Raw genomic sequence first — 16,477 nt, forward strand, 5'->3', positions numbered from 1 at the left:
TGAGTACGGTAAGGCGACGCTGACGTGGTTTGAATTTGATTTTCGAAGAGTATTAGGACCTAGTTGAGCTAGGAACCGACAGTATCTTATATAGAATAGGAGAAGGAGATGAGTTCAGGTAAAATTGCTCAGGTTATCGGTCCCGTTGTAGACGTCTTGTTTGCAGCAGGGGAAAAACTTCCTGAGATTAACAATGCACTTGTCGTCTACAAAAATGACGAAAGAAAAACAAAAATCGTCCTTGAAGTAGCCTTGGAGTTGGGAGATGGTATGGTCCGTACTATCGCCATGGAATCAACAGATGGTTTGACTCGTGGAATGGAAGTATTGGACACAGGTCGTCCAATCTCTGTACCAGTAGGTAAAGAAACTTTGGGACGTGTCTTCAATGTTTTGGGAGATACCATTGACTTGGAAGCTCCTTTTACAGAAGATGCAGAGCGTCAGCCAATTCATAAAAAAGCTCCAACTTTTGATGAATTGTCTACCTCTTCTGAAATTCTCGAAACAGGGATTAAGGTTATCGACCTTCTTGCCCCTTACCTTAAAGGTGGTAAGGTTGGACTTTTCGGTGGTGCCGGAGTTGGTAAAACCGTCTTAATCCAAGAATTGATTCACAACATTGCCCAAGAACACGGTGGTATTTCAGTATTTACCGGTGTTGGGGAACGTACTCGTGAAGGGAACGACCTTTACTGGGAAATGAAAGAATCAGGCGTTATCGAGAAAACAGCCATGGTATTTGGTCAGATGAATGAGCCACCAGGAGCACGTATGCGTGTTGCCCTTACTGGTTTGACAATCGCTGAATACTTCCGTGATATAGAAGGACAAGACGTGCTTCTCTTTATTGATAATATCTTCCGTTTCACTCAAGCTGGTTCAGAAGTATCTGCCCTTTTGGGTCGTATGCCATCAGCCGTTGGTTACCAACCAACACTTGCTACAGAAATGGGTCAATTACAAGAGCGTATTACATCAACTAAAAAGGGTTCTGTAACCTCTATCCAGGCTATCTATGTGCCAGCAGATGACTATACTGACCCAGCGCCAGCAACAGCCTTTGCTCACTTGGATTCAACAACAAACTTGGAACGTAAGTTGGTACAATTGGGTATCTACCCAGCCGTTGACCCACTTGCTTCAAGCTCACGTGCCTTGGCACCTGAAATCGTTGGAGAAGAGCACTATGCAGTTGCTGCAGAAGTAAAACGCGTTCTTCAACGTTACCATGAGTTGCAAGATATCATTGCTATCCTTGGTATGGATGAGCTTTCTGATGAAGAAAAGACCTTGGTTGCTCGTGCCCGTCGTATCCAGTTCTTCTTGTCACAAAACTTCAACGTTGCGGAACAATTCACTGGTCAGCCAGGTTCTTATGTTCCAGTTGCTGAAACTGTTCGTGGCTTTAAGGAAATCCTTGATGGTAAACATGACCACTTGCCAGAAGATGCCTTCCGTGGTGTAGGTTCTATCGAAGATGTAATTGCAAAAGCTGAAAAAATGGGATTTTAAGAGGTGATCTATGGCTCAGTTAACTGTCCAGATCGTGACACCAGATGGTCTCGTCTATGATCACCATGCCAGCTATGTATCGGTTCGAACTCTGGATGGTGAGATGGGGATCTTGCCACGACATGAAAATATGATTGCGGTTTTAGCAGTTGATGAAGTAAAGGTAAAACGTATTGATGATGAAGATCACGTGAACTGGATTGCAGTAAACGGAGGCGTTATTGAAATTGCCAATGATACCATCACAATCGTTGCTGACTCTGCAGAACGTGCTCGAGATATCGATATCAGTCGTGCAGAACGTGCCAAACTTCGAGCAGAGCGTGAAATTGAAGAAGCACACGACAAACACTTGATTGACCAAGAACGTCGTGCGAAGATTGCACTGCAACGTGCCATTAACCGTATTAATGTCGGAAATAGACTATAAGAAAAAAATGAACTTGAGTTACCAAGTTCATTTTTTATGTTTTCTTAGGGAGCAAAACTGATGCAAAATTAGAATTGTCTAGAGATATAAAAGATAATTAAAAGATTGCATAGTTCAATTTGCGTAGCAGAAATCATACAAATAAACTTGATTATAGTACAATAGGATATGAATTATTAAGAAAGTTGGTTCTTTATTGGAAACGCTAGTATTTTCAATCTCCGTTTTTTTAGCAGGGGTCTTGTCCTTCTTTTCCCCTTGCATTTTCCCTCTGTTACCTGTCTATACTGGTATCTTATTGGATGATCAGGATAGTGCAAAAAGTTTTTCATTATTTGGGAAAAAAGTTGCCTGGTCAGGTTTGATTCGAACACTTTGCTTTATTGCAGGTATCTCTCTCATTTTCTTTATCTTAGGATTTGGTGCTGGTTACTTTGGTAATATTCTCTATGCAAATTGGTTTCGATATGTCATGGGAACAATTATTATCATTTTGGGCCTTCACCAGATGGAAATTTTTCATTTTAAGAAATTAGAGGTTCAAAAAAGCTTTACCTTTAAAAAATCAGATTCTAATCGTTATTGGTCAGCTTTTTTACTTGGTATTACCTTTAGCTTTGGTTGGACGCCTTGTATTGGGCCGGTTTTAAGTTCTGTCTTAGCACTTGCGGCTTCTGGAGGTAATGGCGCTTGGCAAGGAGCTATCTATACTCTTATTTACACTCTGGGAATGGCCATTCCTTTCTTGGTCTTGGCTCTAGCTTCAGGCGTAGTGATGCCTTATTTTAGTAAACTCAAGCGCCATATGATGCTACTGAAGAAAATTGGTGGTTTCCTCATTATTTTAATGGGAATTTTGTTACTATTAGGACAAGTAAATGTTCTAGCTGGTATTTTTGAATAAAGGAGAAAAAGATGAAAAAAGTAATGTTTGCTGGCTTAAGCCTCTTGTCACTAGTTGTATTGATGGCCTGTGGCGAGGAAGAGACTAAAAAGACTCAAGCACCAGAACAATCCCCAAAACAACAGCAACAAACGCCTGTACAACAAATTGCTGTTGGAAAAGAGGCTCCAGACTTCACCTTGCAATCTATGGATGGTAAAGAAGTTAAGTTATCTGATTATAAGGGGAAAAAAGTCTACTTGAAGTTTTGGGCTTCATGGTGTGGTCCATGTAAGAAAAGTATGCCTGAGTTGATGGAATTAGCAGCGAAACCAGATCGTGATTTTGAAATTCTTAGTGTCATTGCACCAGGAATTCAAGGTGAAAAAACTGTCGAGCAATTTCCACAATGGTTCCAAGATCAAGGATATAAAGATATCCCAGTACTTTATGACACAAAAGGAACCACCTTCCAAGCTTATCAAATTCGAAGCATTCCTACAGAATACCTGATTGATAGTCAAGGAAAGATTGGAAAGATTCAATTTGGTGTCATCAGCAACGAGGATGCAGAAGCAGCCTTTAAAGAAATGAACTAGAATCAAGATTTTAAAATAGTATCTATACAATCAATCCCCTAGATTTTAGATAGTATTAATCTAAGATTTAGGGGATTTTTGCTATCAATAAATTAAGTTTAAAAAAGAAGGGAGTTCTGTATTATACAGATTCCCCTTCTTTTTCTTTAAACATAATATTTATTTTTTAGCTTTAAGAAGTTTATTATATCATAGCTTCTCGTTGATAAAGCGGATAAACTGATTCCACCAAACTTTTAAGAAGAAGGCTTTTTCTACTTTCTTTTCTGCTACCATTTCAAAACTAGGACGTTCTGTGGTGATGTAACCTTGATCAATCAAGTCTGAGTCTTCATAAGTCAAATGTCCAACCACTGTTCCGGCTTCAAGTGGTGCTGGAATTGCCTTAGAATCAGGTGTGAATTGAACAGATTGAGAAGATTGATTCCCAATACGTTCAATTAGAGAAATATCATCTTTAGCAACAGCAGTGACTGTATCTTCTTTTCCGTCTTGTACAGGGACTTTGCTATCTTGATAGGCATCGCCTTTCTGAACGATTTTGCGAAGTGTGAATGTAGAAGAGATATAATCCATTAGTGAAGATGTAGCTGTGAAGCGAGCGTAAGGATTATTGTCTTGATGATCCGCATTCAAAACAACTGTGATAACCCTCATGCCTTTTTCGACAGTAGTACCAACAAAAGACTCTCCAGCCTTATCTGTGGTCCCTGTTTTTAATCCATCAAAACCACCGCGATAAGCAGGCATACCCTCTAACATGTAATTGGTAGAAGTGATTGCCATTCCAGCAAAAGTAGAAGAAGGTTTTTTCGTGATTTCTAAGACTTGTGGGTATTTTTTTATGAGGTTGCGAGCAACGATAGCGACATCATAAGCGCTGAGCTTATTTTCCTCATCTTTTTTAGAGCCTGGGTAAATGTTATCACCTAGACTCTCATTGTTAAGACCCGTCGTATTGACAACAGTGGCATCCTGAATTCCCCATTCTAAGAGCTTTGCCCTCATCATATCGACGAAATCTTTTTCTGAGCCTGCAATTTTCTCAGCTAGCGCAATAGCCGCACTGTTGGCGCTAGATACCAGGGTTGCCTCAAGTAGTTGTTCGACGGTATAATTACGAGCTTCCATAGGAACGTTACTCGCTTCAGAATTTGTCGTTAATTTGTAAGGATAATCAGAAATATCTACCGGAGTTGATAGTGTAATACTGCCGTTTTCCAAGGCTTCATAGACAAGATAAACAGTAATTAACTTTGTGATTGAAGCAATTTCAACTGGCTGGGTTGCATCTTTCTCATAGAGAATTTTACCAGTATTTGCCTCAACAGCAATTGCATGTTTAGCAGCAATATTAAAATCTTGGGCAGCAACAGTAGATGCTGAGCCAATAATGGAAAGGCTTAAAAGAGTTAAAATTATTTTTTTCATAGTAAGTTTATTCTATCATAAAGAAAAAAATATTCCCAGTTTCATGATAGAAGAAAGAAGCTTTTTTGAAAGTGTGGTAAAATAGATGAATGGAGGTACTTCATGTTTCGTAAGAATAAATTATTTTTTTGGACCAGTGAGATTTTACTATTAACCATCATCTTCTATTTATGGAGACAGATGGGAGCGATTATTACACCTTTTGTAAGCGTTGCAAACACTATAATGATTCCCTTTCTTTTAGGTGGTTTTTTATATTATTTGACCAATCCTATTGTAAATTTTTTACAAAAGTATTTCAAAATTAACCGTATCATTGGTATTTTACTAACCTTGTGTACCTTGGTCTGGGGGCTAGTTATTGGGGTAGTTTATCTTTTACCGATTTTGATTAATCAGTTGACCAGTTTGATAGCAACAAGTCAGACAATTTATAGTCGTTTGCAAGATTTGATTGTGGATTTATCTACTTATCCAGCCTTTCAAAATTTAGATATTCAAGCGACAATTCAACAATTAAATCTATCCTATGTAGATATTCTACAAAATATCTTAAATAGTGTGACGAATAGTGTTGGAAGTGTCTTATCTGCGCTCTTTAGTACCGTTTTGATTATTATCATGACCCCTGTGTTCTTAATTTATTTTTTGTTAGACGGTAACAAGTTCTTGCCGATGCTTGAACGTACTGTTTTAAAGAGAGATAAGCTACATATTGCAGGCCTATTAAAGAATTTGAATGCGACAATTGCTCGCTATATTAGTGGAGTTGCAATTGATGCGATTATTATTGGGTGTTTGGCCTTTATTGGATATAGTATTATTGGTTTAAAATATGCTTTGGTCTTCGCCATCTTTTCAGGATTAGCCAATCTCATTCCTTATGTAGGACCAAGTATTGGCTTGATTCCAATGATTATCGCTAATGTCTTTACTGATCCCCATAGAATGCTGATTGCAGTTGTTTATATGCTGATTATTCAACAAGTAGATGGAAATATCCTCTACCCTCGAATCGTTGGTGGGGTAATGAAGGTTCATCCAATTACGATTTTAGTATTGCTTTTGTTATCAAGTAATATCTATGGTGTCATTGGCATGATTGTCGCAGTACCAACCTATTCTATCTTGAAAGAAATTTCTAAGTTTTTATCACGTTTGTATGAAAATCATAAAATAATGAAAGAACGAGAAAGAGAATTAGCTAAGTAAAAGTCAGGAAATTCCTGATTTTTCTTTTTATTTAGGCAAGTGATAGGAGTGGAAGTGCCGTTTAGATTAGTAGATTAAGAATAATTCACAAAAACTTTGTAAAACACTTGCAATTTAGCTGAAATTTGATAAAATAGTAAGGAAAGTTAGACTGTATTGCCTACTGTCTATCTATAAAATATATTTTATTGGAGGCTTTTACTCAAATGGCAAAAGAAAAATACGATCGTAGTAAACCACACGTTAACATTGGTACTATCGGACACGTTGACCACGGTAAAACTACCCTAACTGCAGCTATCACAACTGTTTTGGCACGTCGCTTGCCTTCATCAGTTAACCAACCTAAAGACTATGCGTCTATCGATGCTGCTCCAGAAGAACGCGAACGCGGTATCACTATCAACACTGCGCACGTTGAGTACGAAACTGAAAAACGTCACTACGCTCACATCGACGCTCCAGGACACGCGGACTACGTTAAAAACATGATCACTGGTGCCGCTCAAATGGACGGAGCTATCCTTGTAGTAGCTTCAACTGACGGACCAATGCCACAAACTCGTGAGCACATCCTTCTTTCACGTCAGGTTGGTGTTAAACACCTTATCGTCTTCATGAACAAAGTTGACTTGGTTGACGACGAAGAATTGCTTGAATTGGTTGAAATGGAAATCCGTGACCTCTTGTCAGAATACGACTTCCCAGGTGACGATCTTCCAGTTATCCAAGGTTCAGCTCTTAAAGCCCTTGAAGGTGACACTAAATACGAAGACATCGTTATGGAATTGATGAACACAGTTGATGAGTACATCCCAGAACCAGAACGTGACACTGACAAACCATTGCTTCTTCCAGTCGAAGACGTATTCTCAATCACTGGACGTGGTACAGTTGCTTCAGGACGTATCGACCGTGGTATCGTTAAAGTCAACGACGAAATCGAAATCGTTGGTATCAAAGAAGAAACTCAAAAAGCAGTTGTTACTGGTGTTGAAATGTTCCGTAAACAACTTGACGAAGGTCTTGCCGGAGATAACGTAGGTGTCCTTCTTCGTGGTGTTCAACGTGACGAAATCGAACGTGGACAAGTTATCGCTAAACCAGGTTCAATCAACCCACACACTAAATTCAAAGGTGAAGTTTACATCCTTACTAAAGAAGAAGGTGGACGTCACACTCCATTCTTCAACAACTACCGTCCACAATTCTACTTCCGTACTACTGACGTTACAGGTTCAATCGAACTTCCAGCAGGTACTGAAATGGTAATGCCTGGTGATAACGTGACAATCGACGTTGAGTTGATCCACCCAATCGCCGTAGAACAAGGTACTACATTCTCTATCCGTGAGGGTGGACGTACTGTTGGTTCAGGTATGGTTACAGAAATCGAAGCTTAATTCGATTTAGTTCCCAGAAGAACAATTATTTAAGTCAGACACTAAAAGAATCTTGCTTTGCAAGGTTCTTTTTCATTATGTCACTATTAGTCCGTCTAGCTCCGTTAGGTGTGAGACAAATAAATGATGGCTGTGAAATATTTTTACTTTTCATGGAAAAATTGTTTTGAGAAAGGTTCCATCTTTTTTTGGGGGAGTAATTTGTTGATATAAAAAAGACAAACACTAAAATGATGTTTGTCTTTGGTGTGTAGCTCCGTTAGTTGGTCAGTTATAATTATGTTAATTAGCAAATCTGATGCAGACCGCTTCTGGGACATGGAAGTCATTAGAAAGTTCTGCAAGACGACCAGTTTCAGGATTGCGTTTAAAAACGCTTGCATTGTCAGAGTCTTGATGGATAGCAATGATAAATTCTTGATCCGGTGTCAAATCAAAATCACGTGGAGTCTGACCATGAGTCGGAACGATTTCTAACAACTCTAAACTACCGTCCGCAAGGATTGTATATACTGCGATAGAATCATGACCACGGTTAGAAGCGTAGAGGTATTTACCGTCTTTAGAGAGACGAATAGCAGCAGTACCATTAAAGCCTTCATAACCGTCTGGTAGAGTTGAAATGACTTGCATGCGTTCAAATTCGCCAACACCATCGTAGATTAGAACCTCGATAGTGCTATTAAGTTCACAAATGAGATAAGCAATTTTATAATGGTTATGGAAAATAATATGGCGTGAGCCTGCTCCTGGCTGGCTGTGATAGGTATAGAGTTTAGATAATTTTCCTTCTTGATCAAGATCATAAGTGATGACTTGGTCAGTTCCCAAGTCGCAAGTCACTAGATAGTGGTCAGGTGTTAAATCTGTATAGTGAACATGTGGAGAAGCTTGATTTTCATGTGGACCTTGGCCACTGTGTTGATCCACATCACTAAGTAGAAGACGACCATCTTCCTGACGTTTATAAACAAGGACCTGTCCCTTGTGGTAGTTTGCTGCGTACACCAAATCACGCTTTTCATCAACGGCAACATAACAGTGGGGAGCTCCTTCTTCCACGACATGATTTAATAAGGTTCCATCAGTTTGATAGGCTGCAATCCCCCCCTTATCGTCTTGACTACCAACAGTGTATAAATGTTGATGTTGGTCAAAGGCAAGGTAGGTCGGACTTGGCTCAGCTGCAAAAAGTTCTAGATTTGAAAGCTGACCAGTTTCTGTATCGAAGTCTGCCTTGTAAATCCCTTGGGAAGTCCGACGTGTATAAGTTCCAAAATAAACAGTTTCTTTCATAACTTTACCTCTTTATAAAGATAAGTCTATTATATCACAAAATGAATTTATAATATGCTATGCGGTGCAATTCAATGGAATGTAAGCACTTTAAAAAGAGTTATTTTGATTTAAAAATGGTATAATGAGAGAACAATAGAAAGGAAGTATTTATGGAACAAAAAGAGAAACATTTTAGCCTATCTTGGTTTTTCAAGTGGTTTTTGGACAACAAGGCAATTACGGTATTTTTGGTAACCTTATTATTGGGACTGAATCTTTTTATTTTAAGCAAGATTAGTTTTCTATTTTCACCTGTTTTAGACTTTTTGGCAGTCGTGATGTTGCCAGTCATTCTATCTGGTTTACTATACTATTTACTGAATCCCATTGTTGATTGGTTGGAGAAGCATAAGATTAATCGCGTCATCGCAATCAGTATTGTCTTTGTCATCATCGCTCTCTTTATCATTTGGGGCTTGGCAGTGGCTATTCCAAGTCTGCAACGTCAAGTTTTAACCTTTGCAAGAAATGTACCAATCTATCTCGAAGATGCTGATCGAGTTATTAATGATTTGGTCACCAAGCGTTTACCAGATGATTTCAGACCTCAGTTAGAGCAAGTTTTAACAAACTTCTCTAGTCAGGCTACAGTTTGGGCAAGTAAAGTTTCATCTCAGGCGGTCAACTGGGTGAGTGCCTTTATTAGCGGGGCATCTCAAGTGATTGTTGCCTTGATTATCGTTCCTTTCATGCTCTTTTACCTTTTGCGTGATGGGAAAGGCTTGCGTAACTATTTAACCCAATTCATGCCAACGAAATTGAAGGAACCTGTAGGACAGGTTTTGTCAGATGTGAATCAACAGTTGTCCAACTATGTTAGAGGACAAGTAACAGTGGCTATTATTGTAGCAGTAATGTTTATCATCTTCTTCAAAATCATTGGTCTACGCTATGCAGTTACGTTGGGGGTTACTGCTGGTATTTTAAATCTGGTTCCTTATTTGGGTAGCTTCTTAGCCATGCTTCCTGCCCTAGTATTGGGCTTGATTGCTGGGCCAGTCATGCTTTTAAAAGTAGTGATTGTCTTTATCGTAGAACAAACTATTGAAGGCCGTTTTGTCTCTCCATTGATTTTGGGAAGTCAATTAAACATCCATCCTATTAATGTTCTTTTTGTCTTGTTAACTTCAGGATCCATGTTTGGTATCTGGGGAGTCTTGCTCGGTATTCCAGTTTATGCCTCTGCTAAAGTTGTCATTTCAGCGATTTTTGAATGGTATAAGGTAGTCAGTGGCCTATATGAACTAGAGGGAGAGGAAATCAAGAGTGAACAATAGTCAACAGATGTTACAGGCCTTGGAAGAGCAAGATTTAACCAAGGCTGAGCACTATTTCGTCAAAGCTTTAGAAAATGATCCAAGTGACCTTCTGTATGAGTTAGCTACTTATCTTGAAGGGATTGGTTTTTATCCTCAGGCAAAGGAAATTTACCTGAAAATTGTAGAGGATTTTCCAGAGGTTCATCTTAATCTAGCAGCAATTGCTAGCGAGGATGGTCAAATCGAAGAAGCTTTTGCTTACCTAGAGGAAATCCAAACTGACAGTGACTTGTATGTGTCGTCTTTGGCTCTGAAGGCAGACCTTTACCAGTTGGAAGGTTTGACAGATGTGGCGCGTGAGAAATTATTGGAGGCCTTGACTTACTCAGAAGATCCTCTCTTGATATTGGGTTTAGCAGAGTTGGATAGTGAGTTGGAAAATTACCAAGAAGCTATTCAAGGCTATGCCAAGTTAGATAATCGCTCGATTTATGAGCAAACAGGCATTTCTACCTATCAACGAATTGGTTTTGCCTATGCACAGTTAGGGAAATTTGAAACGGCTACAGATTTTTTAGAAAAAGCTCTGGAGTTAGAATACGATGACCTAACAGCTTTTGAGTTGGCCAGTCTTTACTTTGATCAAGAAGAATACCAAAAAGCTGTCCTCTACTTTAAGCAACTTGATACCATTTCACCTGATTTTGAAGGCTATGAGTATGGTTACAGTCAGGCATTACATAAGGAACATCAAGTTCAAGAAGCCCTGCGTATCACTAAGCAAGGCTTAGAGAAAAATCCCTTTGAAACTCGCCTCTTGCTGGGTGCTTCACAATTCTCTTATGAATTGCATGATGCCAGTGGTGCAGAAAACTACCTCCTTACTGCAAAAGAAGACGCTGAGGATACGGAAGAAATCTTACTCCGTCTAGCCACTATTTATCTAGAACAGGAACGTTATGAGGACATTCTAGACTTGCAAAATGATGAGCCAGAGAATCTTTTGACCAAGTGGATGATTGCTCGTTCCTATCAAGAAATGGACGATTTGGATACTGCCTACGAGCATTATAAAGAGTTGGCAGGAGATTTAAAGGACAATCCAGAGTTTCTGGAACACTATATCTATCTCTTGCGTGAATTGGGCTACTTTGAGGAAGCAAAAGTCAATGCGCAAGCTTACTTAAAACTGGTTCCAGATGATGTACAAATGCAAGAATTGTATGAGAGATTGCAGGAATAAAATGTTTTAAAGCTATATCTTATCATTTTTCATAGTATCATCTACAGGTTATTTTATCTATTGTATGGTGAGAGTATATTTGAGTTGTTGTGTTTGTATTCGAATTTACAATACAATACATAAGAAGTGAGATAAGTAATATTTTTAAAAGCACAATCTTAGATTTTATAACAATAAAAAGAAAAGTTCTCATTTTATAAGAAACTCAGACTGAAAACAAAGCCCTTAGATTAAAAGTTTCTAAGGGCATTTTTTCTAAAGTCGTATAATAGATGTCAGAAAAGTTGTGAGATGTTTCCTATGTTTCATAAAGAAAATCCAGACAATAACCGCAATCAGGTTGTCTTTTACACGCTAGATGAACTCGTTCCGCAAGAACATTTTCTTAGTCAGATTGGACAAGTTATTGATTTTCCTTCATCTATGACTGAATCGTATCCAATAACCGCAAATATACTCACAAAGTTTTGATAATCAAGCTAAGTTTATGTGGAAGTTAAGATTGACTTAGATCGGAAAAACCACGGAAAACAGGGAGGGAAATTTTTTTGCATTGAAAAGTATTTTGTAGAGGTTTCAAATTTTTTAAGGATAGGAGATCTGGAGAAATAAAAAAGACAAACACTAGAATAATGTTTGTCTTCGGTATGGAGTTCTCATTTAATGAGAACCTAGTTACAATTAGTTTTTAGAAGCTTCTTGGAATTCTGGGTTTTTCCATGCTTCGTCAATGATAGCTTGTAATTCTTTAGCAGATGCTTGCATTTTTTGAGTTTCTGCGTCGTTCAATGGGATATTTACTGGACGAACAATACCATGTGCACCAACAACAGCTGGTTGACCGATAAAGACGTTTTTAACTCCGTATTGACCTTCTTGGAATACTGAAAGTGGAAGTACTGCGTTTTCATCGTCAAGGATTGCTTTAGTAATACGAGCAAGAGCTACTGCGATACCGTAGTATGTTGCACCTTTTTTGTTGATGATTGTGTAAGCTGCGTCACGAACACCTTCGAACAATTCAATCAATTCAGCTTCTTGAACATTTTGAGTGTCTTTAAGGAATTCTTCAAGGTTTACACCAGCGATGTTAGCGTGTGACCAAACAGCGAACTCAGAGTCACCGTGTTCACCCATGATGTAGGCGTGCACTGAACGAGCATCAACATCCAATTTTTCAGCAAGTGCTTGACGGAAACGAGCTGAGTCAAGTGAAGTTCCTGAACCGATAACGCGTTCTTTAGGGAATCCAGAGAATTTCCAAGTTGAGTAAGTCAAGACGTCAACGGGGTTAGCAGCAACAAGGAAGATACCTTTGAAACCTGATTCAACAACTTGAGTTACGATTGATTTGTTGATAGCAAGGTTTTTACCTACAAGGTCAAGACGAGTTTCACCTGGTTTTTGAGGCGCACCTGCAGTGATTACAACAAGGTCAGCGTCTGCACAGTCAGAGTATTGAGCTGCATAGATTTTTTTAGGTGAAGTGAAAGCAAGGGCGTGACTAAGGTCAAGCGCGTCACCAACAGCTTTTTCATGCAATTGTGGAATTTCGATAATTCCAAGCTCTTGTGCAATTCCTTGGTTAACAAGTGCAAAAGCGTAAGAAGAACCTACAGCACCATCACCGACAAGGATAACTTTTTTGTGTTGTTTAGTTGAAGTCATTATTCTAAACATCTCCTTAATTTTATTCAGGGATTTCCCCAGTTATTTCAATTCTATCACTTTTAAAAAGCTTTGTCACGGATATGCTTTGCAGTTCTTGATGTAAACGTTTTAGTGGTTTTAGATACCTGAAATATGGCGGACATTATGGTATAATATATTTTATACTAATAGTGAAATGAGGCATTTATTAATGCAGGATAGAAATTTAGTGAATGTCAATCTGACAAAGGAGATGAAGACGAGCTTTATCGACTACGCCATGAGTGTTATCGTAGCGCGGGCCCTTCCTGATGTTCGAGATGGCTTGAAACCTGTTCACCGTCGGATTCTCTACGGAATGAATGAATTGGGTGTTACTCCAGATAAACCTCATAAAAAATCTGCTCGTATTACAGGGGATGTCATGGGTAAATATCACCCACACGGGGATTTCTCTATCTATGAAGCCATGGTTCGTATGGCTCAATGGTGGAGTTACCGTTACATGCTTGTAGATGGTCATGGGAACTTTGGTTCCATGGATGGTGATGGTGCTGCCGCCCAGCGTTACACTGAGGCACGTATGAGCAAGATTGCTCTGGAAATGCTTCGTGATATTAACAAAAATACAGTTGATTTCGTTGATAACTATGATGCCAATGAACGTGAACCCTTGGTCTTGCCAGCACGCTTTCCAAATCTTTTAGTCAATGGAGCTACTGGTATTGCGGTTGGGATGGCAACCAATATTCCACCTCATAACCTGGGTGAAACCATTGATGCAGTGAAGTTGGTCATGGACAATCCTGAAGTGACCACTAAGGACTTGATGGAAGTCTTACCTGGGCCAGATTTTCCAACTGGTGCTCTTGTTATGGGGAAATCAGGTATTCATAAGGCTTATGAAACAGGTAAAGGTTCGATTGTCCTTCGTTCACGTACTGAAATTGAAGAAACTAAGACTGGCCGTGAGCGCATCGTTGTAACAGAATTTCCTTATATGGTCAATAAAACAAAGGTGCATGAGCATATTGTTCGTTTGGTTCAGGAAAAACGCATTGAGGGCATCACAGCAGTACGTGATGAGTCAAACCGTGAAGGTGTTCGTTTCGTAATAGAGGTCAAACGGGATGCATCCGCAAATGTTATCCTCAATAACCTCTTCAAGATGACCCAGATGCAAACCAACTTTGGTTTCAATATGCTTGCTATCCAAAATGGGGTGCCGAAGATTTTGTCTCTTCGTCAGATTTTGGATGCTTATATCGAGCACCAAAAAGAAGTGGTTGTTCGTCGGACACGTTTTGATAAGGAAAAAGCAGAAGCGCGTGCTCATATTTTAGAAGGTCTCTTGATTGCGCTAGACCACATCGACGAAGTGATTCGTATCATCCGTGCTAGTGAAACGGATGCGGAAGCACAAGCTGAGTTGATGAGTAAATTCAAGTTATCTGAACGTCAAAGTCAAGCCATTCTTGATATGCGTCTTCGTCGTTTGACAGGTTTGGAACGTGATAAGATTAAGTCTGAGTATGATGATCTCTTGGCTCTGATTGCCGATTTAGCAGATATTCTTGCTAAGCCGGAACGTGTTTCTCAAATCATTAAAGATGAATTAGACGAAGTTAAGCGTAAGTTTGGTGACAAGCGTCGTACTGAATTGATGGTCGGTGAAGTCTTGAGTCTTGAAGATGAAGATTTGATTGAAGAATCGGATGTCTTAATTACACTGTCTAACAAGGGTTACATCAAACGTCTGGACCAAGGCGAATTTACTGCTCAAAAACGTGGGGGTCGCGGTGTTCAAGGAACAGGTGTTAAGGATGATGATTTTGTCCGAGAGTTAGTGTCAACTAGCACCCATGATCACCTACTTTTCTTTACAAATAAAGGACGTGTTTATCGTCTTAAAGGTTATGAAATTCCTGAATATGGCCGTACTGCTAAGGGATTGCCAATTGTCAATCTTTTGAAATTGGATGAAGGCGAAAGTATTCAAACCATCATCAATGTTGAGTCTGAACGCAGTGATGACGCTTATCTCTTCTTCACAACCCGTCATGGTATTGTGAAGAGAACCAGCGTTAAGGAATTTGCTAACATTCGTCAGAATGGTCTCAAGGCTTTGAATCTCAAGGATGAAGATGAGCTGATTAATGTCTTGTTGACGGAAGAAGATACGGACATTATCATTGGTACCAAGTTTGGTTATGCAGTTCGCTTTAATCAATCAGCTGTTCGTGGCATGAGTCGTATCGCCACTGGTGTGAAAGGTGTGAATCTCCGTGACGGAGACACAGTTGTTGGTGCTAGTGTGATTACAGACCAGGACGAGGTTCTTATCATCACTGAAAAAGGATATGGTAAGTGCACCGTTGCGACTGAATATCCAACAAAAGGTCGTGGTGGTAAAGGGATACAAACTGCTAAAATTACTGAAAAGAATGGTTCCCTTGCTGGTCTTATGACAGTTAAAGGTGATGAAGATTTGATGATTATCACTGATACTGGTGTCATGATTCGAACTAACGTTGCCAATATTTCACAAACAGGGCGCTCAACTATGGGAGTTAAAGTGATGCGCCTGGACCAAGATGCTAAAATTGTAACCTTTACTACGGTTGCAGCGGCAGAAAAAGAAGAAGTTGGGACAGAAAACGAAACAGAAGGTGAAGCATAATGTCTCATAAAAAGAATAATAAGAAAATCAAACGAAAAAATCTGCTGACAAATATCTTGGCTGTATTTCTCATACTGATCTCTATTGCTTTAATTTTTAATGCAAAGATTCGTGATGCATTTATTGCTTGGAATAGTAATAAATACCAAGTTAGTCAAGTATCAAAAGAAAAAATAGAAGAAAATCAGGACACAGAGGGAAATTTTGATTTTGATTCAGTAAAAGCTATTTCCTCTGAAGCTGTTTTAGCCTCTCAATGGGATAATCAAAAATTACCTGTTATCGGAGGAATTGCAATACCTGAGCTTGAAATTAATTTACCTATCTTTAAGGGGATTGCAAATGTCAATCTTTTATACGGTGCGGGTACCATGAAGCGTGACCAAGAAATGGGTAAAGGGAATTATTCATTAGCTAGCCATCATATTTTCACAGGTGATAATGCTAGTCAGATGCTTTTTTCTCCACTAGATCGTGCGAAAAAAGGGATGAAAATTCACTTGACAGATAAGAATAAAGTGTATACCTATGAAATTAGTGAAGTGAAACGAGTTACACCAGATAGAGTAGATGAAATTGATGACCGAACTGGTGTTGATGAAATTACTTTAGTAACTTGTGAGGATGCAGCAGCTACTGAGCGGATCATTGTAAAGGGTGATTTGAAAGAAACAAAAGATTATTCACAAACATCTGACGAAATTTTGACAGCCTTCAATCAACCATATAAACAATTTTATTAGTTCTAAAAGAATCAGTGAAGATTAAGTTTCATTGATTCTTTTAATATTTTCATAAAATAAACTTTTATGAAATACAGAAAACGTTTCCTTA

Annotated in this window: 13 protein-coding genes; 10 read left to right on the forward strand and 3 right to left on the reverse strand. The window is 39.0% G+C overall.

The window, feature by feature from the left end; all coding sequences use genetic code 11:
- The first annotated feature begins 108 nt into the window (after positions 1 to 108).
- The 4 genes from atpD to sdbB all read left to right on the forward strand — a co-directional run bounded on the left by atpD (position 109) and on the right by sdbB (position 3,427).
- Positions 109 to 1,515: a F0F1 ATP synthase subunit beta gene (gene atpD, locus QZ565_RS03510; protein WP_295525679.1), complete on the forward strand. Its 1,407-nt coding sequence runs from the start codon at positions 109 to 111 to the stop codon at positions 1,513 to 1,515.
- A 10-nt stretch (positions 1,516 to 1,525) separates the two neighbouring features.
- Positions 1,526 to 1,945, forward strand: coding sequence for a F0F1 ATP synthase subunit epsilon (locus tag QZ565_RS03515; protein WP_295525683.1), 420 nt, complete (start codon positions 1,526 to 1,528; stop codon positions 1,943 to 1,945).
- Positions 1,946 to 2,141: 196 nt separating this feature from the next.
- Positions 2,142 to 2,849, forward strand: coding sequence for a thiol-disulfide oxidoreductase-associated membrane protein CcdA2 (gene ccdA2 / locus QZ565_RS03520; RefSeq protein WP_295525686.1), 708 nt, complete (start codon positions 2,142 to 2,144; stop codon positions 2,847 to 2,849).
- A gap of 11 nt (positions 2,850 to 2,860) precedes the next feature.
- On the forward strand, positions 2,861 to 3,427 hold the full coding sequence (gene sdbB / locus QZ565_RS03525) for a thiol-disulfide oxidoreductase-associated lipoprotein SdbB (RefSeq protein WP_212573870.1): 567 nt from the start codon (positions 2,861 to 2,863) through the stop codon (positions 3,425 to 3,427).
- A 189-nt stretch (positions 3,428 to 3,616) separates the two neighbouring features.
- Here sdbB and pbp3 read toward each other — a convergent pair whose 3' ends face one another.
- Complete coding sequence (gene pbp3 / locus QZ565_RS03530; protein WP_295525692.1) at positions 3,617 to 4,858, reverse strand: D-alanyl-D-alanine carboxypeptidase PBP3; 1,242 nt, start codon at positions 4,856 to 4,858, stop codon at positions 3,617 to 3,619.
- 102 nt (positions 4,859 to 4,960) lie between these two features.
- Between pbp3 and QZ565_RS03535 the strand changes: the two genes are divergently transcribed.
- Both QZ565_RS03535 and tuf read left to right on the forward strand, forming a co-directional pair.
- Positions 4,961 to 6,070: an AI-2E family transporter gene (locus tag QZ565_RS03535; RefSeq protein ID WP_070479288.1), complete on the forward strand. Its 1,110-nt coding sequence runs from the start codon at positions 4,961 to 4,963 to the stop codon at positions 6,068 to 6,070.
- Between the two features lie 206 nt (positions 6,071 to 6,276).
- The gene (tuf, locus tag QZ565_RS03540) at positions 6,277 to 7,473 is read left to right on the forward strand and encodes an elongation factor Tu (RefSeq protein ID WP_001040726.1); all 1,197 of its coding nucleotides are present in this window, start codon (positions 6,277 to 6,279) and stop codon (positions 7,471 to 7,473) included.
- Positions 7,474 to 7,755: 282 nt separating this feature from the next.
- Here tuf and QZ565_RS03545 read toward each other — a convergent pair whose 3' ends face one another.
- Positions 7,756 to 8,769, reverse strand: coding sequence for a lactonase family protein (locus QZ565_RS03545; RefSeq protein ID WP_120770295.1), 1,014 nt, complete (start codon positions 8,767 to 8,769; stop codon positions 7,756 to 7,758).
- A gap of 152 nt (positions 8,770 to 8,921) precedes the next feature.
- Between QZ565_RS03545 and QZ565_RS03550 the strand changes: the two genes are divergently transcribed.
- Positions 8,922 to 10,088: an AI-2E family transporter gene (locus QZ565_RS03550; protein ID WP_049493469.1), complete on the forward strand. Its 1,167-nt coding sequence runs from the start codon at positions 8,922 to 8,924 to the stop codon at positions 10,086 to 10,088.
- A complete protein-coding gene (locus tag QZ565_RS03555; protein WP_295525703.1) occupies positions 10,078 to 11,313 on the forward strand; it encodes a tetratricopeptide repeat protein in 1,236 nt (411 codons plus the stop codon). Before QZ565_RS03550 ends, QZ565_RS03555 begins: the two co-directional genes overlap by 11 nt.
- Positions 11,314 to 11,994: 681 nt before the next feature.
- Here the strand turns inward: QZ565_RS03555 and QZ565_RS03560 are convergent.
- Positions 11,995 to 12,981: an L-lactate dehydrogenase gene (locus QZ565_RS03560; protein ID WP_023942623.1), complete on the reverse strand. Its 987-nt coding sequence runs from the start codon at positions 12,979 to 12,981 to the stop codon at positions 11,995 to 11,997.
- A gap of 193 nt (positions 12,982 to 13,174) precedes the next feature.
- Between QZ565_RS03560 and gyrA the strand changes: the two genes are divergently transcribed.
- Both gyrA and QZ565_RS03570 read left to right on the forward strand, forming a co-directional pair.
- Positions 13,175 to 15,643: a DNA gyrase subunit A gene (gene gyrA / locus QZ565_RS03565; RefSeq protein WP_295525708.1), complete on the forward strand. Its 2,469-nt coding sequence runs from the start codon at positions 13,175 to 13,177 to the stop codon at positions 15,641 to 15,643.
- Complete coding sequence (locus QZ565_RS03570; protein WP_033681684.1) at positions 15,643 to 16,386, forward strand: class A sortase; 744 nt, start codon at positions 15,643 to 15,645, stop codon at positions 16,384 to 16,386. Before gyrA ends, QZ565_RS03570 begins: the two co-directional genes overlap by 1 nt.
- The last annotated feature ends 91 nt before the right edge of the window (positions 16,387 to 16,477 follow it).

It is taken from the genome of uncultured Streptococcus sp. (genome assembly GCF_915066115.1).
Lineage (GTDB): Bacteria > Bacillota > Bacilli > Lactobacillales > Streptococcaceae > Streptococcus.